This window comes from Brasilonema angustatum (genome assembly GCF_059505445.1).
Genome location: NZ_JCACKO010000157.1, coordinates 39,621 through 60,216, shown reverse-complemented (window position 1 = coordinate 60,216; position 20,596 = coordinate 39,621). Strand labels below are relative to the sequence as shown.

Annotated in this window: 20 protein-coding genes; 6 read left to right on the top strand and 14 right to left on the bottom strand. The window is 41.8% G+C overall.

Annotated elements, in window-relative coordinates; all coding sequences use genetic code 11:
* Window positions 1-415 precede the first annotated feature (415 nt).
* The gene (locus AC5JM2_RS35370; RefSeq protein ID WP_495840805.1) at window positions 416-706 is read left to right on the top strand and encodes an HNH endonuclease; all 291 of its coding nucleotides are present in this window, start codon (window positions 416-418) and stop codon (window positions 704-706) included.
* A gap of 78 nt (window positions 707-784) precedes the next feature.
* Here AC5JM2_RS35370 and AC5JM2_RS35365 read toward each other — a convergent pair whose 3' ends face one another.
* The 8 genes from AC5JM2_RS35365 to AC5JM2_RS35330 form a co-directional block, all read right to left on the bottom strand.
* Window positions 785-1,102 (bottom strand): hypothetical protein, encoded by a 318-nt coding sequence (locus AC5JM2_RS35365; RefSeq protein ID WP_495840803.1) that lies wholly within the window; start codon window positions 1,100-1,102, stop codon window positions 785-787.
* 605 nt (window positions 1,103-1,707) lie between these two features.
* The gene (locus AC5JM2_RS35360; RefSeq protein ID WP_495840801.1) at window positions 1,708-3,069 is read right to left on the bottom strand and encodes a hypothetical protein; all 1,362 of its coding nucleotides are present in this window, start codon (window positions 3,067-3,069) and stop codon (window positions 1,708-1,710) included.
* Window positions 3,070-3,119: 50 nt separating this feature from the next.
* Window positions 3,120-3,491 carry a hypothetical protein gene (locus AC5JM2_RS35355; RefSeq protein ID WP_495840799.1) on the bottom strand — a complete coding sequence of 124 codons (372 nt, stop codon included), beginning with the start codon at window positions 3,489-3,491 and terminating at the stop codon, window positions 3,120-3,122.
* Window positions 3,492-3,959: 468 nt separating this feature from the next.
* The gene (locus AC5JM2_RS35350) at window positions 3,960-4,979 is read right to left on the bottom strand and encodes a hypothetical protein (protein ID WP_495840797.1); all 1,020 of its coding nucleotides are present in this window, start codon (window positions 4,977-4,979) and stop codon (window positions 3,960-3,962) included.
* Window positions 4,980-5,032: 53 nt separating this feature from the next.
* The gene (locus AC5JM2_RS35345; protein WP_495840795.1) at window positions 5,033-5,716 is read right to left on the bottom strand and encodes a DUF6753 family protein; all 684 of its coding nucleotides are present in this window, start codon (window positions 5,714-5,716) and stop codon (window positions 5,033-5,035) included.
* Entirely contained in the window at window positions 5,713-6,705 is a 993-nt protein-coding gene (locus AC5JM2_RS35340) for a P-loop NTPase family protein (protein WP_495840793.1), read from the bottom strand. The genes AC5JM2_RS35345 and AC5JM2_RS35340 overlap by 4 nt, the downstream gene beginning before the upstream one ends.
* A 212-nt stretch (window positions 6,706-6,917) precedes the next feature.
* Window positions 6,918-7,340, bottom strand: coding sequence for a hypothetical protein (locus AC5JM2_RS35335; protein WP_495840791.1), 423 nt, complete (start codon window positions 7,338-7,340; stop codon window positions 6,918-6,920).
* Window positions 7,330-8,499 (bottom strand): ParM/StbA family protein, encoded by a 1,170-nt coding sequence (locus AC5JM2_RS35330; protein WP_495840789.1) that lies wholly within the window; start codon window positions 8,497-8,499, stop codon window positions 7,330-7,332. The genes AC5JM2_RS35335 and AC5JM2_RS35330 overlap by 11 nt, the downstream gene beginning before the upstream one ends.
* A gap of 526 nt (window positions 8,500-9,025) precedes the next feature.
* On the opposite strand from AC5JM2_RS35330, the gene mobV reads away from it, so the two are divergent.
* The gene (gene mobV, locus AC5JM2_RS35325; RefSeq protein WP_495840787.1) at window positions 9,026-10,798 is read left to right on the top strand and encodes a MobV family relaxase; all 1,773 of its coding nucleotides are present in this window, start codon (window positions 9,026-9,028) and stop codon (window positions 10,796-10,798) included.
* 765 nt (window positions 10,799-11,563) lie between these two features.
* Window positions 11,564-12,373 carry a hypothetical protein gene (locus AC5JM2_RS35320; RefSeq protein WP_495840785.1) on the top strand — a complete coding sequence of 270 codons (810 nt, stop codon included), beginning with the start codon at window positions 11,564-11,566 and terminating at the stop codon, window positions 12,371-12,373.
* 625 nt (window positions 12,374-12,998) lie between these two features.
* Here AC5JM2_RS35320 and AC5JM2_RS35315 read toward each other — a convergent pair.
* Window positions 12,999-13,415 carry a DUF3024 domain-containing protein gene (locus AC5JM2_RS35315; RefSeq protein ID WP_495840783.1) on the bottom strand — a complete coding sequence of 139 codons (417 nt, stop codon included), beginning with the start codon at window positions 13,413-13,415 and terminating at the stop codon, window positions 12,999-13,001.
* A gap of 157 nt (window positions 13,416-13,572) precedes the next feature.
* Here AC5JM2_RS35315 and AC5JM2_RS35310 point away from each other — a divergent pair, with 157 nt between their 5' ends.
* The 3 genes from AC5JM2_RS35310 to AC5JM2_RS35300 all read left to right on the top strand — a co-directional run bounded on the left by AC5JM2_RS35310 (window position 13,573) and on the right by AC5JM2_RS35300 (window position 16,183).
* Complete coding sequence (locus tag AC5JM2_RS35310) at window positions 13,573-15,270, top strand: AAA family ATPase (protein WP_495840781.1); 1,698 nt, start codon at window positions 13,573-13,575, stop codon at window positions 15,268-15,270.
* Between the two features lie 36 nt (window positions 15,271-15,306).
* Window positions 15,307-15,798, top strand: coding sequence for a hypothetical protein (locus tag AC5JM2_RS35305; protein ID WP_495840779.1), 492 nt, complete (start codon window positions 15,307-15,309; stop codon window positions 15,796-15,798).
* A gap of 193 nt (window positions 15,799-15,991) precedes the next feature.
* The gene (locus tag AC5JM2_RS35300; RefSeq protein WP_495840778.1) at window positions 15,992-16,183 is read left to right on the top strand and encodes a hypothetical protein; all 192 of its coding nucleotides are present in this window, start codon (window positions 15,992-15,994) and stop codon (window positions 16,181-16,183) included.
* A 64-nt stretch (window positions 16,184-16,247) separates the two neighbouring features.
* Here AC5JM2_RS35300 and AC5JM2_RS35295 read toward each other — a convergent pair whose 3' ends face one another.
* The 5 genes from AC5JM2_RS35295 to AC5JM2_RS35275 form a co-directional block, all read right to left on the bottom strand.
* On the bottom strand, window positions 16,248-16,691 hold the full coding sequence (locus AC5JM2_RS35295; protein ID WP_495840776.1) for a type II toxin-antitoxin system VapC family toxin: 444 nt from the start codon (window positions 16,689-16,691) through the stop codon (window positions 16,248-16,250).
* Window positions 16,691-16,990 (bottom strand): DUF2281 domain-containing protein, encoded by a 300-nt coding sequence (locus AC5JM2_RS35290; RefSeq protein WP_495840774.1) that lies wholly within the window; start codon window positions 16,988-16,990, stop codon window positions 16,691-16,693. Before AC5JM2_RS35290 ends, AC5JM2_RS35295 begins: the two co-directional genes overlap by 1 nt.
* 185 nt (window positions 16,991-17,175) lie before the next feature.
* Complete coding sequence (locus tag AC5JM2_RS35285) at window positions 17,176-18,795, bottom strand: AAA family ATPase (protein WP_495840772.1); 1,620 nt, start codon at window positions 18,793-18,795, stop codon at window positions 17,176-17,178.
* Window positions 18,792-20,228 carry a hypothetical protein gene (locus AC5JM2_RS35280; protein WP_495840770.1) on the bottom strand — a complete coding sequence of 479 codons (1,437 nt, stop codon included), beginning with the start codon at window positions 20,226-20,228 and terminating at the stop codon, window positions 18,792-18,794. The genes AC5JM2_RS35285 and AC5JM2_RS35280 overlap by 4 nt, the downstream gene beginning before the upstream one ends.
* Before the next feature lie 10 nt (window positions 20,229-20,238).
* On the bottom strand, window positions 20,239-20,550 hold the full coding sequence (locus tag AC5JM2_RS35275) for a hypothetical protein (protein ID WP_210615582.1): 312 nt from the start codon (window positions 20,548-20,550) through the stop codon (window positions 20,239-20,241).
* Window positions 20,551-20,596: the final 46 nt, after the last annotated feature.

Below are 20,596 nucleotides of genomic sequence, written 5' to 3'. Positions count from 1 at the left end.
AGGCAATGCCTGAAAACTGTTGAGGCTGGAGCCAAAAGGCAAAGGATATGGAGTTGGCGGTTCCCGTGCCGACCAACAAGCACTTCCCATAAACCCGGTGGACAGCATCACTCTAAAGGTTATAACCAATGGTTGTCAGGAACGAAGTAACCCCCTTAATGCTCTCAGTTGGTCGATACTGAGTAGGTGCTAACCGTATGCATTGAGGGAGAGGGATTGAGTCAGAAGCCAACGCTCTGTTGTAATGACACAGATATGCTGACGGACTCACGGGGAAGGATGGGTCTTTTCCAGTAGGAAAGAAGGTAAAAAGATGCGCCTTATTAAGCACTCTGAAACACCGATTGTTAGACACATAAAAGTGCGAGGGGAATGCAGCCCTTATGACGGAGATTGGATATATTGGAGTACCAGAATGGGAATGCATCCAGAAGCGACAACAAGGGTATCAAAACTCTTGAAAAAGCAAAAAGGTAAATGCGCCCATTGCGAATTGTTCTTTAAAAATGGAGATTTACTGGAGATAGACCACAAAAAACCGCGTGCAAAAGGCGGAAAAAATACCCAAGATAATCTCCAATTACTCCATCGACATTGCCACGATACAAAAACAGCTAATGATGATAAAGCTGTCAGAGGTACTAATGAAAATAGCCAAATCATTGAGGAGCCGTGTGAGGTGAAAATCTCACGCACGGTTTTGTAGCCGAGACAGGGGGGCGACTCCCTGATCTTAGGCAGCGGTGACACGATCAACCAAAAAAGCCTGCCCAATTTTTCAGGATTAGGCTCCGTGTTTGCGATTGCGTTTTCTCGCCCAGATTTCTCTGAGGTGAGCAGGTTCGTTTTCAAATTGAGTCCAGAGTGCGTGAATCTCTGCCAAGCGGCGTTTGTCAGCCTCAGTTGGTTCTCTGCGATGTAAGCCGCTTGAAAACCAATGAGCTACCGTGCTTTTAGAGCGTCCGCACAATTCGGCAAGTTCTTCATAACTCACTGACCAGTGTTTCAGGAACTCTTCGGGTTCCATCTTTTCAGCAACCTTAGCCTTATAAACCTCAAACAGTTCCCAGTGTCTTCTAGTAGGCGTTTTAGCTGCAATCATCTCGACCACTCCAACGATGCACGGGTGACAACATCTTGAGTGATCATACTGGAAAAAATTGATCCTTACGACGCTAGATCCAAAAATGCTAGCTACGGCTAGACCGATGCCCTATCTATAGCAATCCTATTCAGAACTTACGACGCTAGATCCAAAAATGCTAGCTGCGGCACTATACTCTGAAGTAGCCAAACAAGATAGGACAGAACTGCTGCAAAAGGTAATGCTGTTGAAACTTTTGTTTGATCTTTGACATAACAAACCCAGGAACCATCTGACAGAACTGCTGCAAAAGGTAATGCTGTTGAAACTCTGGCAAATTATTTACGGCGCTTCTACGCAAAATGGGATTGAAGTCTATCACTGATGACCATCAAAACATAGCTTGTTAGGGTAGCTGATTTTTACTGGTCTTTTTGACCAGGCTGAACAATATACACGACGCGATACGCGCTCGTCCCTTTGGGACACGCGCAAGGGACGCGTCAAGCTAGAGGCTTATCGCCATGCGGGGCGGCTCCAGAGGAGTATCGCATTCGTGGCGAGCACTACGAATGCGATTGCAAAGAAGCAACAGACGCCTTCACGCGTATCGTTCACCACCTTTATCTCCCCATTTCCATGCCTACTGATTGTTTCTGCAATTGCCCAGAGCGCTCTGCTCTTAGCTGCTGCACAACCGCATAACGTGCCTGAAAGTCCTTAACCTGCTCCCTTGTGAACGGCTTTTCCACTTTATCACCGTAAGCCTTCATCTGGAGGTTGCCTTCAATATCTCGAACTTGCAAATGTTTGGCAGATTCAATAATTTGTATACCTGCCTTCTCGGAAATAAAAGCGCGACCTTGCATTTTCTCAATCTTTGCATTCTCTTTAGTGCCACCCACCCACGTCTCAATTGGCACCTTCCCTTCTTTACCGTACACATTTACCATGTCACGTAAAGGAGCAAGACTGTCCCGCGTCAGTTGCTTGCGCTCAATGTAATCAAAGTTGTCCAAATCTTTGGTCAACAGACGGTTATGAGTCACTTCGTTTCCTTTTGCCTTGAAAACTCCATCAGGGCGGTAACTCTGCTCAATCTTTCCTGTATCGTGTCGCAGAAACGTTTGATTCGATTTGTCGATTGATAAATCACCCGTCGCCTCATTCTGGGTAATAGTATAGCCAGTTACTGTCGCTGTCCTGACACCAGGGACAAGTTCTTTACCTTTTTGTTGGAGTGCCTTATGAGCAACCTGGATCACAAACTGCTCCGCTTTTTGAACTGCACCATCCCGTTCTGAACGCAGATTTTCTGGTACTGGAGCTTTACTTACCGCCAAATCCTGAATTGCCTCAACTGAGACTGAACCAGAGTAGACACCTTGCTTCTCCTCAATTTTGGACATCTGGAACCACTGCCAATTTTTCGAGTTCTCCTCTCGTTGAAGTTGAGCTTGCTGCTCCTTGTGTTCGATAAATTGTTTGGTGGAGGCACGAACATGACTTTCTTCTCTTAATTGAGATGCTTCTACTTCCTTTTTTATTACCTCAAAAGGAGTTATGGACTCGAATGCCACGACTGCACTTTTCTCTTGGGAAACAACCTCCACTCCCTCTATTTGTGCTGGCTGTAAATTTGTGATTTCTGGTTCAATTAATTTACTCGAAAGGACTTGACCTTTCTCAAATCTAAACATTTCTTGGTCGTTCTTTTCAATTACAATCGCCTGTTTAATATTGGACGGTTCACCCTTTTGTCCAAGTGCAGGAGTATCCATATCAATTGCTGAGCGCAGCACTCCTACACGAGTATCTGTGAGCTTACTCATCTCTGGTTCCTGTCCAACAATACCCTCATAAACTGAGTTTTTACCCATCTGGATATTAATCTTCTCTCCAGATTTAGCATCCATTCGGCTTGCCAACTCTTTAATAAAATTATGGGTTTGCTCTATCGATAAAAGCGCTCTTGTTGCAGCCATATGTCACTCCTACATGAAATATTTTTAGGGACTGTAAATTGTCTTGGTGCTTACGCAGTCGCTTCAAAATCAACCAGCCATAATTCGTGACCGGAAATCTTTTCAATACGATTGAGAACTTCCACACCTTGCACTAAAATTAGCCCTGGTTCACCATCTACCTCAATTTCCACTACTTCAGGACGTGCAGTAGCTGTCAATAACAAATTGGGTATTGCATCAACTTGACCGTTGGATTTCCAACCAGCAACCCAGCAATCGTCAAAGTAAACATTGACTTGTTGAGGATGGTACGAAGTTTCAAACTTAGAAAAGTCCCGATAAGTGTCAACAGATTCTCTTATTGAGGGATAGTCTTTTAAAACTTCCTGCACAACTTCGGGAAACAAATTATCTGCGGTAATGAGTAGATTTTTATTCATTATTTAACTCCCAGTAACTAATGGTTTCCAACTTCTGAACTGTTATTCAGTTACGAATTATTTACATCCAGACTGCTTCTATCAAAGAATTAGCTAGCCCGAAATGTTATAATTATTAAAATAATGGACTACAGAAAACATACAGGTCTGCCACAAGTCAGCACCAAATTAACATCTACCTTTTGACGTATTAGACATTCAAAAATTTAGACACGACAAATAAGGTTGAGGATTTCGCCGGGGAATGTGATCTGAACCTTTCATTATTAGACATTCAAAAATTTAGACACGACAAATAACCTAGGGCAAACGCATCTTGTCAATAAGAAGAAATGAATCTTAATAAGCTCTCAAATAATCGCATTAAGACGTGCTTATTGAGAAGGTTTTCGGCGTTCGCTTTGACACGCGCGAAAATAAATTAAACGACCAATTATTTTTGCAGGAATGCATCAACCCAGGTTTGTGTCAAGAGTAATTTAGATGCGTTCGCCCTGACAAATAACCTTCGCGGACACGAGCCTTCCTCATTCGTAATGCTTGCCGATAAGTCCACATCGGTGTTGCTTTGAGGTTGGGAATATTAGCAAACTGTTTGTCAAACCGCTTTAATCCTGTGATAGAGCGAATAACCTTAGCAATGGTTTTGCAGCAGGAATCAGGATACAGAACAATTTGTGCTTCACTAAACCGAATAACTATCCAATTTCCCTCGATAAAATACTGATTCCGAATCATATCGTTGGGCTGGTCAACACAATGAGTGGGTTTTTTAGATTTATAATCATAAGGCTCGTCAATTTCAACATCAATCGATAATCCAATCTCTTCAAAAATGATTGCAAAGTCAGTGCTGTAGGCGTATTCTTTACCATTAATTGTGACAGGGAATTTAAGTTGAGTTTGTACGCGTAGACAGCAAAAGTGCTGCTCTAAAACCGCCTTGAATTTCCGCTCACTCGCACCAACCGGAGCATCGCTTACCCCCACAGGTTGTCTTACTTTTTGGTAAAGCTTGAGTTTAAGTTGTTTGAGTCGATGGAGTTTTTGATTCTTATCATTTAGCGGTAAACTCTCTTTTTTTTGAAGATGACTGAAGCTTTCAGGTAATGTTGATTGAATGAATTTCTGTCCCTTTTGAGTCAAATGACTGTTAGGGACTTGACCGACTTGAGAATGAAAAACTAACCACAGTAGTATCGCTCCTCCCAACCCAAAAATAATTAGCACGAGCCATCCGTAATCACCAAAAATTCCTAAAATTACAAATCCTTTAATGACAGCCAATAACAAAATGATGCCAGGAAGTAATACCAGGGCGTGACGCACCTTTGTCCATGCTGGGATGGTCACAAATCCATCAATAAATTTATACAATTGCTTCCACAAATGTTGTGAATTGGGTTTGTCAGCAACTTGTAGGAATTGCTCTTTTATTTGAACCCTATCCCCTACGTTGAAGTCACACGTTTCCCCTTGCTCCGACATAAAATTAAGCAATAGCGCAGGGTACAAAACATAGGGATAGCTACTCATATGCGTCAATTCACAAACTTGCGCTCATTGGGAGGAACTGTCCATAGAATGCAAAACCCTGAAGATGCTTTCCTACTCCCTTGAGTCAGTGTCACCTTTAAACTTTGAGCGTCCTTCTGACACTCAAAGTTGTCCAAGTATCCAGCATTCCATTTCATCAGGTTACGGGCAAACTCACCTTCATTTGACTCTGCCCAACGCAACGCCTCCAGTTGATTTATGGTGAGACGCTGCGGTTTGGAAAGTCCACCCTCTAACCAAGGAGGAATGCTCATACCAAGAATAATCCCCAAACCCAATATTGCTATGACAAGTCCTGTAGCGGGGACAATGGAGGTGAACAAGCGTTGTGCTTCTTGTTGTTCTGCTTTTTTTATTAAGTCAGCAACAGCACGAGCGATCGCTAACTTCTGACGTTCAATTGTTGCAGATTCAACCAACTCCAAATTCCGCGATATCTCTTTACTCCAGTTCTTAAACAATTGCTCTAGAGTATCTGGCGCATCTTCTAGCAGAACCTCCAACCTGCCCGTTGCTACCAGAACCAAAAACAACGGATCATCAGGCGTTAACCCAGATTTATCCACATAATCCCAAACTCGTTTTTTAAACTCCTCGCTCTTCCCCACCAAGGCTACAGCTAATAACTCATCTATTGCAGTTACCTTTTTTTCACTTGTGCCATTCATTGTACCAACCCTGTACCTTCAAATGTCTTATACGCCTCCTTCAAAAAGTTTTTGACTTTCTGTTTAGAAACAACGCCAAAATCCGAGTGACTGCAAGCTGATTCAAACTTGATTTGCAGCCTATCTACCATATTCTTTTCCCAATGAGCCAGCTTGGGAAAGTCCATCACCACAAAGTCATACTTGTTTTTGTTATCTTTGTATTGATCCAAATTCTCTATATAACTCCATTCATCACACAAACCTTTATTTCTCACGAAAACATGAGTCAGACGATTCTCAAAGTGTTCCACAGATTGTAAGAAAAACTGCACTGAGTCATGTCCTCCCGTACACACGAACCACTTCACAAATCTAATTGCGTTTTGTTTACCCAAATCAATCAATCCATTATCGTCAATCCAATTTGTTACTTTTTCATACACTTGAGCCGGTAAATTTACCAAAACTGACTTCTTTAATGCCAACTCAAAAATCTGATCTGCCTCTTTGTATTTTTTTTCATCATCACTGAAAAATGCCTCAATGCATCCTGGATAAATCTTTGAGATATCCTTGTTGGAAGGGTCAGCATCCACAAGAGCAAAATTCAATCCTTTGTACTGACAATACTCAATAAATGCTCTTGAAACAAAACTCTTACCTGCCCCACCTTTTTCACCATCTACTAAGTGAATTGTATGTGTTTCTAACGTTTGACATGTGGTATTTATGGCTTCTAATCTCCTACCTTCTTGATTGCTAATTTCATCATTCTTATCGGCAGTTGCATCACCTTTAAGAGACGGAGGATTCTCTTTTATAACAACTGACAGGGTAAGAGTTTTATCAGGACTACTTTTTCTATCTTCCTCAAGCTCGGAATTTTGTCCTGCTGTATTTGAAGCATCCGTGTTTGAGGCATTTGCAACATTTGATTCTTCCAGCGCCAAATCACTATCAACATGAACTGTTACGATTTGAGCATCATTGTTTTCTGCTGCTTGCAATTCTGATTCCAATTCGCCTTCTGAACAGTCAACTTCCTTTGATTCGCTTCCAACTGAAGATGGTGGTTTGGGTGTTTTGCGGGGTCGTCCAGGTCCACGCTTTGTTGGTTCAGTTGGAGTTTGTGTCTTCAAGTTTTGCATGTCTGTTGTTGTCATAAAAATCCTCCGGAAAGTTTGGAAACCATGAACTTATATAGCTCAAAAGTTTTTTCTTACCACCCAGCTAGCCCTGAATCATCAAAATCGCCATCACCTGCAGCAGCAGATAGTTGCGATGCAGTTATTGGAACGCTTGACTGAATTTCCTTCAACGGAGTCGGCTGCTTTAGAAGCGCTAACGATGATGAACAGTGGTAAGCTCTTGGAGGTAACTCTAAACCCACTGCTACACACAAATTGTCTGCCTGTCGCAGCAGCGCATCTACACAACCTTGCGCTATCCGTTGTTTGTCCGCTTCCTCGTGATTGGGAGAATGTGCGATCGCCATTGGCAACCAAAACGAACGCAGTGCCGTTAGCATCACTTCTGTCACCGATAAAGCAGGATGCTGCTTGATGTATTTGAGCAACGCTTTATCTAACTCATTATTTGGCTGATACCGCCAACGGAAATTTGCCTGAGTCTTAGACGGCATACCTAATTCCCTCCTTACCAGACTTTGGCAGCGTTCTTAACTGTGCCTCTACAACCCCGTGAAAGTACAAAAACAAACTGTACACATCACAAAGCCTGCTTCCTAAACCTGAAATATCCACACTGGCAGGAATTTCTATTGAAGCATTCCACGATAAAGGGGTTCTTGGATAATGCTCGTTCAATTCTTTCATCAAGTAATCTGCTGTTCCTCCACAGAACACGATTTCATCTACAAAGTTGGGAAGAACATTGTCTAGCCATGAAGTTAGCATTGCTGTGTATTCTGCTCTTGCTTTACGAATTGCATTCCCTAGCTTCTGTATCTCTGAAGCTTGTCCTTCCTGAGTTTTCGAGCGCGTCAATTGTCGCAATATTCTTTGCTCTATGTCTACTCCCGCCGCTGCGATCGCAGGAGTTAACCGTTCCAACGTCTGACCTGACGTAGCAGCAACCACCTTCTCCACCATCCGTACCATCCCTAAATCTGAGGTTTTTCCTTCTTTGACCATCCCCCGATTGGAAATTAAGACAGAGGCATTTCGGTATCCAATCATAGTCAACGCACATACCCTTTGTTTGAGCGCGGCTCCTACTTTCTTTTCATGCATCAGGTAAATTCCTGCTCCTTCTGGCAAGCATCTAAACATTGCTAACTCCACGTTCATCTGCCCTGTTGGAGTTAAATAGTTCAACAGTGTGTTCCGCAATACTGCTTCAAACTGCTCTTTGTCCTCAAACTCTCCTGGTGGCAGTAAAACTGCGAGTGCGACTTGCAATCTTGGTGGTAACTGTAACTTCTCTTTAATTGCCCATACTGCCGCTAACGTTTTGTACACTCCTCGCTCGTACTTTAGTTCTTCTAACCCTGCGTTTGCGTAATACCTATCTTTTGCTAAATACCCGACCACTTGGACAACTGGAGTTTTAGGCAGGTGTATCCAGGCTCGATTTTCTGGCTCTGTCCAACCCAGTGAATTTTTTCCGTAATTCTTTATCGACTCTACTGGTACAGTAGCTACCTCCGGCTCCATAACCAGTGATTTCACCTCTCCATCAGTATTTTCATAAATGACTTTTGTCGCACTTCCCCCAAAATCTAGTGCTGCTGTAATTAATGGTCTTTTAATTTTCTGAGCTTTTTGAGTAACTTTACTCATGACTTTTTCAAGACAATATACATCAGATCAAGATTTAACAAGCTAACCTAAGCCTATTGATAAGTTGACTTTAGTGGTTTCCTTGCTTACTTTTGGCTTGTGATGGCTTACGGAACATTGATTCAATAAAAAAATGCTAATCGTCCTTGTAAAATCCATCTACAGCCTTTTTCACTTTATCTTTGTCCCCACTACCCTTGTCTCATACTCTTAGTCAGAATTACTTCTAACTCAAACTTTTGGTAGATTAGTTGAATAATTGTCATTACCTGTAACTTCTACTGCAAATATTTTTTCGTGTAGTTCGTTGGTTTAATGAGGAACTCACTCCGCAATTTTTCCCCTGAAGGGTCGGCTGATGCCTAAAAATTGCTGCGTTCGCCCACAGGGAACTGGCTTGGGAAATGCCAGGAAACAATAACACTTGTATGATTAATAAAACTTATAACACTAACAATTATCTAACTAGACGAGCGCTATCTGTCGCTAGATTGAAAATAGCGGTAGTCCCCATGCAGAGGTGTAGATGGCTTACGCAGTTTGTAGAATTGAAAAAATTAAGAGTTGGGCACAACTAGGCAGTAGTGCTCTGCACAGCACCAGAGAGCGAGAAACACCGAACGCCAATCCCTCAGTAAATAACATTCGACTGATTGACAGTGCTGGTGAAAAAGACCTTTTGGCACTTTTCAAAGAAAGAATTGGTAACCAAAAGATTCGCTCCAATGCAGTTTTGGGAGTAGAAATGCTATTGAGCGCTAGTGCAGAATACTTCCGTCCAGACAATCCAACCGCCGCTGGAGTATATGAGCAAAAGCGTTTGGAAGACTTCACAACCGCTGCCACCCAATGGTTACTAGCACAGCATAAAAACCTTGTAGTCAGAGCAGAGTTGCACTTAGATGAAGCGACTCCACACATCCACGCTTATATCGTGCCACTGGACAAGAAGGGTAAACTTAACTATCGGGCGCTGTATGGTGGCAGCAAAACCAGATTATCAGAACTCCAAACTAGCTTTGCTGCTGCTGTTCAACATTTGGGCATAGAACGAGGTATCAAAGGCAGTAAGGCTACTCATACAGATATTCAAGATTATTACACTGATGTCAACCGCGACTCCCTCAATCTCAACTTGGAACAAACTCTGCCCATACCAAAAACCCAAGAGCCAGTACAATTATATCGGGAACGGGTAAAGGAAACTTTACAACCCCAGCTTGACATCATCAACCATCAGTTAAGCGATCGCCAATGGGCAATTAGAGCTTATCAGCAGATGGAGCAAAAGGCTCTTGCTTCCGAACAAGAAAGACAGAAGCAAGAGCAGCGCGTGCAAAATCTAGAATGGTCACAACAGTTGTGGAAAGCAGAAGTTAACCTGCTGCGAGACTTGCCTTTAGAAGATGTGGCTTACCATCTAGGACTCTATCTAGATGATAAAGGCAAACACAGGTGGAAAGGTCATGGTCACATCATCAACATCAAAGGTTCTAAATTCTACGACTTTGCAGGTGAAGAACGTGGAGGCGGTGGTGCCATTGATTTGGTAATGCACGTACTAGACTCCAACTTTCGACAAGCTGTAGCTTGGCTATACGACCAATTTGGGGAATCAGGAATGCAAAGAGCTGTTACTCATCATGCTCGCACTCAAGCGCAAGAGATTGCACAAAAAGAACCGACACCCCGGTTCGTTCCACCACAAGCAGATGAAAGTCGATGGCTTGCTGTACAGCAATACCTAACAGTAACACGGAAACTACCACTCAATTTGGTTAATACTCTGCACTCATTAGGATTAATTTATGCCGACAACAGACAAAATGCCACATTCATAATGCGCTCTCTCAAGGGTGAAGTAACAGGTGCGTTTCTACGTGGAACTTATGACCAGGATAACTCCTTTATTGGATTTGCCAGAGGTACTAAGCGTACGAAAGGTTGGTTTCACTTGACTATAGGTGGAAATGTTAGTGACTCAATTGGAAAAGCAGTGCTGGTTAAGTCTCCTATAGATGCACTATCCTTAGCAGTGTTAGACCAGTCAAAATCAGAAAGAACGCTGTACCTAGCAGCGGATAGCCCCCGCTGTCTACCTGTGGGATTTTTGAGTAAAATTCCAAGAGTAATTGCTGCTTACGATAACGACGCTGCTGGCAACGACACTTCTGTTGCAATCAAAGAAATTTTACCCCACACAACTAGACTCAAACCAAAAGCTAAAGATTGGAATGAACAGTTAACTCAGCATGGGTTTTATAATAGAAAACTGCAACACGATCAAGCCGAACCCTGACAGAAACACTCTCTCTTGAAAGAAAAATAATGTAGCTTATGAGCGCATATTTTTAGCTTGTGCGGTTTTCTACGGAGATGTGCCAGATATGAAAATAGAAATATCAAACATAATAAACAACAATTATTATCACTTCTTAAATTATTTGTCTGAAGTATTTTATAAAATTTGAGATGAATGAAGTTTTGTATTTAGTATAGAAAAATTCTCTTAAAAGCTTTATGCTGAAAAAAAATGCATTCCGAAAAATGATTTGCTGCGCAAATCAAATGCAACATTTTAAGGGATGCATATCTACCGCAAGTTAAGCAACACCAAATAGTAATGTGCAGTAATTCTAATAACTGTAACTCAAAAAAATTATAACGATTACACCTTAAATTCAAACACACACTAAATAGTTTTGAGTGCAGCGTGAATTACTCAAATTATTAAGCAACACGTGCTCCGACAAAAACACCAGAGTGCAGAAATCCTAAAGACAGGATAGCATTTCTTCATTCACAGTTGTCAAATATTAGTAGAATCCGATAAACCAGAATCTTGTTTTTAGCCAGTTAATAAACTTTGTGTTGCACAGCAAGGAAGCGGTTGTTGCCGATTTTTAATACAGGCAAGCTAATGCAAACGACTACCGCGCACCAGGATGCAAATACATTCAAATTATCAATGATGGACTTCTGTTTGATGGAGGGCGCGTTTCCTTGCATCGCCTTTGAATACGGCTCTTTGAATACGGCTTTTATCTCAACGTGCATACAGACTATGACACAAATATTTCCGCAAAATATAAATGAAACTGAAATACCAAAAGCTTTACTAACCCGCTGGAAGTGGAAGCACTTCTCTTGTGCTGCTTACCAACTTCCAAACGGAGAGTTTGTGATGAGCGATCGCCAAATGGCATTACCAATGAGACGAACAAGAAAAAAAGCAAAAGATTTTCTCCAATTACACCAGTTACCCAGTACTCGCATCCAAGTACTCAATCGACAGGTAATTGTTGCATATCCGCTGCCGAGTGTTGCGGCTTATTGGCAATATCTTGTGGAATACAATTTGATTCCACCCAACCTTTACTATTCAATCAATTGGCAAGAGCTGATTGCATCTATAACAGACACAAGTTTACTCCGTCTGAAAATTGATGCAAAACCAACCAAAACAGCGTCGTCAACCTGGTTTCCACCGAGCAATCCAATAGCTACCCCTGTAGTTTTCAAGCTTGAGAACAAGGTATTCCTAGAAGTGCTTGCGCTCCCAAACTCAGAGTACCGCATTAGCATTGAATCAGGACTAAGTTTGATTGGACTACCCATCAATTGGTTGTTGCAACTTCCTTTGTCTCCAAGAAAACGGAAAAAGCTAGAGAAACAAGGTTTTTGTGGAGCAACTAAACAGTGCGAAATTCAAACACAAGAAGGAGTACAAATGGTAGACACCCTCAGCATAAAAGATTGGCTGATTATCTGGGAGTTTTTCGCTTGTCGTGGTAATAGCAAAGCTGCTGCTATTTTAAGAGCCTGTGCTGAAGAAAATATTCCAACTCGTGTGGAAAGGATGAAAGTGGCTTGAGTAGTGCAACTGAACTTTTAGATATTTGCAATACTCTTAGGTAGGCAATTTACGCGAAGAGCGCACTGTTACTGTGGGGAAGGAGTGAAGCAATTCAATTTTCTCCTCAAAACAGTACGCTCTAGCTACCTTTAAAAGATAAGATTGTTTTGGATGGGATGAAAGTGATACACACGGAGGTATGCCAATTATGGCTAGAAAATCCAAATAATTTGGTGATTTACTAAAGTCGAAAAGCTATCAACTACTTAAGGCTACTTACATAGTCTTGTTCCGATGCGGTTAATGGTCGGTCTAATGCCTGAAATTCATAGTATTGATATTCACTCACGACACTCTTTCCATTCTCTGTGATAAGAAAGCATATTCAGTAGATCACAAACTTTTGGAAACTGACGTAGTAGTGAGGGTAAGAGCCATTATGAATTAGAGGGAAAACAGCGTTCGTTTCAGGCGTTAAGCGTAGCTCTGCCGTAGGCAATCGCTTTACTGGTAACTAACGGTATCGCCCGAAACCCCAATGAATCCGTTCTTTTCTGCTATGTGGGTGTTTTGTTGAAATGTCCATGTGACAAGGGTTCTAAAAAACTTTGTGATCTACTGATATTGCCACAAATCATATTTCTTACGGCTGTAGCACAGGATTGATTTTTAATTCCAACAAACACTCTTCAAGCGACAACCCTTGTAAAATCTCCCACCATTGTTCTGTATGCCTCATGTAAGCAACATTAAAACAATCTCTTCCTACATATTCCAATCGAGCGAATCTTGATTCAAATGAAGGAGAAATGGCTCTAGGACTGGGACAATTAAAAATAGAACAGAAGTAAAAATAATTGCGATACCACTTGCCAAAGATATCTACTCGATAATTCCAATCATTATCTGTAGGTGGAGATTCGATATATTTCGGCTTGAATTCAGTTTCAATTAACTCATTACATTTTTGCAAAACGAATTGCTTCTCATCTTCTGGAACTTGGGGCTTTGGCTTTTTAGTTGTAGAAGGAAGCCAGATTTTTTTGGCTTTTTTGGCCATGAGATTCACCTCATCGAAGATTATCAAAAGTTATTTTAGTTTTTGTTATTCGTTCACCTTACCATCAATTAATATTTCTATAGGAGCTAAAAGCAGCAATGCAATGACAAGGTAACGATCTGGTTGCCACACGAACTGCTCAGAATGCATTCATATTATGGACTTATTTGACCACCACTACCAACAACAAATACTAACAGAAGCCCCCCTGGCTGCGAGAATGCGTCCCCGCACCTTAGATGAATTTGTAGGACAAGATCACATCATTGCACCAGGACGCTTACTCCGTCGTGCCATTGCTGCTGACCAATTATCCTCATTAATCTTCTTTGGTCCCCCTGGCACAGGTAAAACAACCTTAGCTCGCATTATTGCCAATACGACTGTTGCACATTTTATCGCTATCAATGCTGTTCTTGCAGGTGTCAAAGATATTCGAGATGCCATCTCTACAGCAACTGAGAAACGAAAATACCACAATCAGCGCACGATTTTGTTTGTAGATGAAGTACACCGCTTCAACAAATCTCAACAGGATGCTCTGTTACCTTGGGTGGAAAATGGTACAGTGATTTTGATTGGTGCTACCACTGAAAATCCTTACTTCGAGGTCAACAAAGCTTTAGTGAGTCGTTCGCGGATTTTTCAACTCAAACCACTTGAGGAAAAAGACTTACGCCAGATTGTTACCCAGACACTGACAGACACCGAACGCGGTTATGGTCAATTGGCTGTGCAAATAGAACCAGACGCACTGGAACACCTGGTTAATGTTGCAAATGGAGATGCGCGATCGCTCCTCAATGCCTTAGAGTTAGCTGTAGAAACTACACCACCAGATGCAGCTGGAGTCATCCACATCACTTTAAATGTAGCTGAAGAATCCATCCAACAAAGAGCAGTTCTCTATGACAAAGAAGGTGATGCTCACTTTGACACCATCAGTGCATATATCAAAAGTATACGTGGTTCTGACCCTGATGCTGCTCTGTACTGGCTGGCACGTATGCTTTATGCTGGAGAAGACCCACGCTTTATTCTGCGCCGCCTGTTAATTCAAGCAAGTGAAGATATTGGACTAGCAGACCCCCAGGCTGTAGTAGTAATTAATGCCTGCGCTCAAGCCTTTGACCGCGTAGGAATGCCGGAGGGACGGTATCATCTTGCTCAAGCGACTCTTTATTTAGCTAATGCTCCTAAATCTAACAGTGTTATGGGTTTCTTTGATGCCTTAGCTACAGTTGAACGGGAGTTCCAAGCAGATATTCCCAATCATCTCAAAGATGCCAACCGAGATAAACAAGGCTTTGGACACGGCGCAGGCTACTTGTATCCCCACGCCTACCGGGATCATTGGGTAGAGCAGCAATATTTACCCAAAAGTTTGCAGGGACAGGTATTTTACCAGCCCTCAGAGATGGGCAAAGAAGCAGAAATTAAAACGGCTGTGGCTCGTCGCCGCGAAGCACAACTCGCAGCTGCAGTGGAAGGACTAGAAGTTGCTGCCCAAGAAATGCTAACTTACGGCGAAACCAATCAAAGTACAGACGGATGGTTACAAAGAACCTTGGGACAAGTAGGGCAGCATCTTGCTTTATTACGCGATACAGTATTTCACATTGCTGCACCAGCGCGTCATCATATAATTTTGGATTTGAATGCAGCAAGCGGTTTATTAACTTGGGAAGCAGTGCGTCGAGTCCCTGAAGGAAGTGTTTATGCTTGCGTGCATAACCAAGCTGACGCCCAAGCTTTGGCACAACAAGCTATAGTGCTTCCTGAACTGGTACGTCCAATTATTCTGAACACTTCTTTAAGCGAATTACCCAATTGTTTAGCAAATCTGACAGAATAAGTAAAGTTTGACCGGATGATTGGACGCAATGTCTTAATGAAAGAAGTAGATAAATCTAGCCTTGTTCAAGCCTTAGTTAAATGGCTAAATCAGGATGGAATGATTGTGTTGGCAGAAACTGTCTCTCGCCACAGTCAAAGACTTTATGATTTACTTAATCGAGCTTGGGTTAAACCAAATCTATATGAAAAGTTAGTCGCAGCAGAGGAAGCAATTTACTCTGTTGCTTCCGACTCTATGGTTAATTGGGATGTTGAGGATTTGAGGACAGCTTTTGAGAAAGCAGGTTTAGCGGTGGAGATAACACAGGAGCGAACTCAAACTCAAATGTACATCACATCCAACTTACTAAATCGCTGGTTTACAACTTCGGAGACGACTGTTCGCCCCAGTTATGCTACTTGGTTAGCCAAGAATTTGAAACAAGAGGAAGTGGAAACTGTCAAAAATTTATTTCATCGTTACTTACTTAATCAAACTGTCAATTGGAACAACACAATTGCTATTGTGAAAGGGAATTTAGTCTAACAATTAGAGGAGTATGACAAACTGGAGTGTACAGCAAACGCACTTTGTGTAAGATGATATCCCTACTCGCTTAAGGAGTTTAGCAACTCATCTTGCCAGAATTCAGTCATTTTCTATTGATTCAACACATTATAATTTAGTCATCAACGTTATTAGAGAAAGTCACTATTTTCTTGAATGGACAGCCCCAGAAATGGATATTGACACCGCAGGAGAATTGGTGAATTTAGGGCGCACTTTATCTAGATGGAAATTTAACTGGGACAAAATCTGGTCTGATGCTATCACAAGAATGAATGTTGCTCAAATTGCCGGTGCTTGGTCAGAACGGGTACAAACTATGTCCGGAAAATATCCTCCCCAATCAAGTAAGGGTCAAGCGTGAGGCGTATTTTAGAGTAAAAATTGAATAAGCGTCATCCAACTTTTGAGCGTTGCTCTCCGTAAGTTCACAGCCAAGATTCAACAGACAATGCTCTAACTTGTTGAATTCGGTTAAAGTCGCTATCAGCCGAGACAACCGTTAGATTGTGTTGCACAGCAATAGCAGCAATCCAGAGGTCATTCTCATCGAATCCTAAATCAGTAATTTTGGTTTTTCTCCGCTTACTTTTCTCTCGTGGACCAAACTGATTAAACAAAGCTGCTTTAAGTTTTCCGTATGTTTCTGCTGTAACTTCATCAATTCTGTAAACATATAAACCTTGAAGAAAACGCCTCACCAAAGCTAAGTTGCTTGAACTACGTTGTGAGCGCTCTGCCATGTCAATCAATTCTCCTTGGACAACAACACAAGTTGTCACTAAAGCATTTTCAGCTTCAGCAAGGCGACGTAAAATGTTCTCATCTGTTTGGATTGCACGACTACAATGATTTGTGTCCAATAAATACATTATTCAAAATGGTTATCATAGTTAAATTTGGCTTTGCCACGAGTTTCATAAACTACCTGGAGACATTCTTCCAAGTCATCTCCTTCCCAGCTACCAACAGTCTTCAAATGTTCCAAAAGCGAGCGACCTGTTGACTGCACTGTTGTTTGCTGTTCAGGTGCAGGGGTTTCTGTTACATCCACTACTGGCTGCGATTCACGCTGTTTAGTTTTGATAAACTGTAAGAAATCAAGTGTTTGTGCTAAGAGCGATTCTGGAGCGGATTCAATTTCTCGAAAAAGTTGTTCTTTAATAGTCATTGTTTTTGTTAAGCTAACACTTTTTTAATAAAAATATATTTTTATATATTACTGTTTTTACTTTAACTTATCCAGAAAAATAGAAAATCACTCTAATTTCTGGGACGACACTTGTACTAATTAAGATAAAAGAGATTTGAAACGAAAATTAAAATTATATGACATATTTTTTGATATAATAGTGTTCAATCTCCCCAATAACTCTTAATCGGCGGAGCATACTCGCTACAATCGGGAGAGCTAGCAGGCTGTGCAAATCCCCGTGCGCGATTTTCAATTGCTAAGATGCGGTCAGTATCTCGCATGTACAAAGGAACTATTGCATCTCGCTGTTGCAACAATATGGGTAAATCTATTACCATCGGTTTACCTGAATGGAAAAGCGATCGCGCTGCTTTCTCCACCATTCGCGCCAATTCTGCACCAGTGCAATTTACCGTCTTATTGAGAATAATCTTCCACTCTTGTTGGGTAAGGCTATCGCCACCATCCCTGTAACGCTCGTCAAATCGTGCAGCATGAAGCGAAATAATCTGCTTGCGCTCAAAAGCATTAGGAAAACCCACATAAAAGATTTCGTCAAATCTTCCCACTCTGGTTAATTCTGGTGGAAGCACATCCAACCTGTTGAGGGTGGCGACGACAAACACAGCGCTGCGCTTGTCTTGCAACCAAGTGAGCAGAATTCCCAGAATGTGTCTGCTACCGCTATCTTCGCCTGAAACAGTTAGCGCAGTAAAAAGTTTATCCAATTCGTCAAAGTAAAGCACCACAGGAGCGCAAGCTTCTACCCTATTCAACAGGCGCTTTAAATACATTACTCCTCCCGCGACAATAGCACCTGTATCAATACTAACAAGGGGAAATCCCAATTCCCGCGCCGAGACGTTAGCTGCTAAGGTTTTACCCGTCCCTGGTGATCCCACAAGCAAACACCCTTTTGGCAGGGGAATATTTGCAGCGCGTGCATCTGTTTGGAAATCACGTTTTGCATCTTGAATAAAACGCTTGAGGTTATCCAGTCCACCGAAGTCATGCACGTTCGGTTCTGGGACAAAGTTGAGATTGAAGGAACGAAACCGATTGATTTTGTAATCAAGAAGGGAACGCACCAAGGAGACATCATTCCCAGGAAAACCATCGCTGTCTAGCACCGCCTGCCGCAACCCTGCTTTGATATCCTCAGTATGTAGTCCAGCTGCCGCAGTTGCAAGACTTTGTACCAAATCAGCACCCACTGTAGCACCAATTAGGGTAGGCAGGTATGTTGAGATTAAATTCTCTAGCTCACTGACATCAGGGTAAGGTAATTCTAAACTTTCAATTAACCCACTCAGGCTTGCAGGCAATTCTACTTCATCAGTCACAAGCAGAATCAAGAATTTAGAAGTTTTTTGTGCCGTAATATCTGAAGAAATATTAATTAATAACTGTCTCAGAATTGCCCCCTCTCGTTCCTGCATACAAGAGGGTATATTCTCCAGAATGAAGACACCATTAGTGTCAGAGTTTTTAATGGATTTTAAAGCTGCAAGTGCATTACTACCAGGAGTAACCTCTGCTGCTGCTCCTACTTCAAAGCCATCCAGTAGAACAACTCGTTCCTCATCACTTGCTCCACATTCAATTATTCTAAAATGTTCAGGGTCTCCCAAATTCCACAAGTATACTGGTAATGTTAAATGAAAAGTTAATGTGTCGTATAACGACCTAAGAACGTTTTGGCGTTCTCGCACAGGAACAACAATAGAAATCACTGCTTCTCCAGAGTCAAGCAGCTTGTTTAATTTTGATAAATGATTCATCTTTCCCATTCAGATGAGTTTTGACTTTGAACAACACCCAACTGAGATTTAGCACTAGCTTTTTTGGTTTCCACAGGTGATTGAATCGATGATTGAACTGCTTCTAATTTGGGTAATATCTGCTCGAAATAAGCTAAATCCCGCTCACTCATTCGGCATTGTTGCAAGCCATTACCCACTGCTAGCAAAGCCCCACGCCCATCTTTCGCTGCTATCAAGACTCGACCATCAGGGGCAGCTCTCCATTTATAAGAAAATTGACCATCAATACTAACAGTTTTACCTTGTCTTTTGGCATAATCACTTAATGATCGTGTGATTTTTTGAATTCTGGAAAACTCCTCGCTTTCTCTAGCACCCACAGGGCTAAATGCTCCTCTTAAATGTTCCCCTGAACACACTTGCTCACAGAGTGCAGTTAATTCTTTTTTGTGACGCTCATCAACCACTGGACTATTTTTTGGCAGCCTCACACCAAAGGGCGTATCCTGAAACTGCAAGATAGATTTACCACTAGCATCTTGCAACTGATAAGACCTACCAGAACGAGTAATAGTGTATCCCACAGCATGATAAACGTTTGAGCCTGGAACAGCATGGCTGGTGAATACTTGTTTAAGTGCCGCCGCTGCTTCACGGGTATGTAATCGCTCTCTAAATTCATTCCAAATCTGACTGGCAGTATTCCTGCATGATTGCCACCAACTTGGGTTATTCGGTTCTTGCAATCTTTGTTGAATCAGCTCTTCAAATTGCCGCTGTTGCAAAGCTAACTGTTGTTGATGCAACTGTCGCATCTCAGAAATTTGTGCCATGAGGTACGCTTTCAATTCACCTTCAGGCAATACATCCACGGCTTCACTCACACGTTTCATACCCGAATTTGTGTTCTTATCCGTAGGAGTCAAATGTGACTCTTGCTCTTGTTGAATCTGCTGTGAAAGTTGATGAGGAAGCACAACTTTAATCGGTAATTCAGCTTGTTCTTCTAGTTGCTCAACTAACTTTTCTAGCTTGGAGTTATCAAAAATTTCTTCTTTTGTAAAAATTTGCTCTCCTGCCAATTCCAAATCTTTTTTCAAATATTCATTAACTACCACACTGCCATCAGCCTCAGATTGCAAAACAACTTTTCCATCCACTTTTAATGTTGAACTTTGCACTCCATCAACTTTGTCACCAACAGACGTATTTTGAATTTGTCCTAATTTTTTGACAATATCTGGGGTTAAGGAAGCAACAAGTTGGTTATCAACCCTTCCATAAACAAGCTTATTATCCACTCTAATCTCAACTTGCAAATTATTATCTTTGTTAACGTTATTTTGCTCCCTTTGTTTATCCAAAAACTTCCTTAACCAAGCTTCAATCACTTGCAGATACTGCTCGGTAAACGAAGATGAATCTCCAGGAGACACACCGGAAATAGACATTGTAATTCACCTAATTTTGATTAAAAATTGGTATGCGATTGACAATTACTTCACTTTCGATAGCAAATACGACCAACTCACCATCATATAACCACGCCATAAACTCACTTCTTACCCCAGCCTTTCTAGCAGCTGAATACACCGTTTCTCCCAACAAAACACCAAGCAGTAATCCCGATTGGTCAAAAATTTCCACTGATGAAGGAGCAAAGTCCAAGCGCACGGGGGGTTTGTGCAGCGCTTCATGCACTTGAACTAACCATCTGGGGTATTTTTGAAACACTTGCTGACAACGTTCACTCATCGATTCTTGTAGAGGCATAAATTTCCTTTAAAAAACACCTGCTAGTTCTTCCGCTGTTACCTTT

Excerpts from the sequence above, each read along its gene's own strand:
- AC5JM2_RS35370 (WP_495840805.1), top strand. The coding sequence starts at position 416 with ATGGGAATGCATCCAGAAGCGACAACAAGGGTATCAAAACTCTTGAAA.
- AC5JM2_RS35365 (WP_495840803.1), bottom strand. The coding sequence starts at position 1,102 with ATGATTGCAGCTAAAACGCCTACTAGAAGACACTGGGAACTGTTTGAG.
- AC5JM2_RS35360 (WP_495840801.1), bottom strand. The coding sequence starts at position 3,069 with ATGGCTGCAACAAGAGCGCTTTTATCGATAGAGCAAACCCATAATTTT.
- AC5JM2_RS35355 (WP_495840799.1), bottom strand. The coding sequence starts at position 3,491 with ATGAATAAAAATCTACTCATTACCGCAGATAATTTGTTTCCCGAAGTT.
- AC5JM2_RS35350 (WP_495840797.1), bottom strand. The coding sequence starts at position 4,979 with ATGTCGGAGCAAGGGGAAACGTGTGACTTCAACGTAGGGGATAGGGTT.
- AC5JM2_RS35345 (WP_495840795.1), bottom strand. The coding sequence starts at position 5,716 with ATGAATGGCACAAGTGAAAAAAAGGTAACTGCAATAGATGAGTTATTA.
- AC5JM2_RS35335 (WP_495840791.1), bottom strand. The coding sequence starts at position 7,340 with ATGCCGTCTAAGACTCAGGCAAATTTCCGTTGGCGGTATCAGCCAAAT.
- AC5JM2_RS35330 (WP_495840789.1), bottom strand. The coding sequence starts at position 8,499 with ATGAGTAAAGTTACTCAAAAAGCTCAGAAAATTAAAAGACCATTAATT.
- mobV (WP_495840787.1), top strand. The coding sequence starts at position 9,026 with ATGGCTTACGCAGTTTGTAGAATTGAAAAAATTAAGAGTTGGGCACAA.
- AC5JM2_RS35320 (WP_495840785.1), top strand. The coding sequence starts at position 11,564 with ATGACACAAATATTTCCGCAAAATATAAATGAAACTGAAATACCAAAA.
- AC5JM2_RS35315 (WP_495840783.1), bottom strand. The coding sequence starts at position 13,415 with ATGGCCAAAAAAGCCAAAAAAATCTGGCTTCCTTCTACAACTAAAAAG.
- AC5JM2_RS35310 (WP_495840781.1), top strand. The coding sequence starts at position 13,573 with ATGGACTTATTTGACCACCACTACCAACAACAAATACTAACAGAAGCC.
- AC5JM2_RS35305 (WP_495840779.1), top strand. The coding sequence starts at position 15,307 with ATGAAAGAAGTAGATAAATCTAGCCTTGTTCAAGCCTTAGTTAAATGG.
- AC5JM2_RS35300 (WP_495840778.1), top strand. The coding sequence starts at position 15,992 with ATGGATATTGACACCGCAGGAGAATTGGTGAATTTAGGGCGCACTTTA.
- AC5JM2_RS35295 (WP_495840776.1), bottom strand. The coding sequence starts at position 16,691 with ATGTATTTATTGGACACAAATCATTGTAGTCGTGCAATCCAAACAGAT.
- AC5JM2_RS35290 (WP_495840774.1), bottom strand. The coding sequence starts at position 16,990 with ATGACTATTAAAGAACAACTTTTTCGAGAAATTGAATCCGCTCCAGAA.
- AC5JM2_RS35285 (WP_495840772.1), bottom strand. The coding sequence starts at position 18,795 with ATGAATCATTTATCAAAATTAAACAAGCTGCTTGACTCTGGAGAAGCA.
- AC5JM2_RS35280 (WP_495840770.1), bottom strand. The coding sequence starts at position 20,228 with ATGTCTATTTCCGGTGTGTCTCCTGGAGATTCATCTTCGTTTACCGAG.
- AC5JM2_RS35275 (WP_210615582.1), bottom strand. The coding sequence starts at position 20,550 with ATGCCTCTACAAGAATCGATGAGTGAACGTTGTCAGCAAGTGTTTCAA.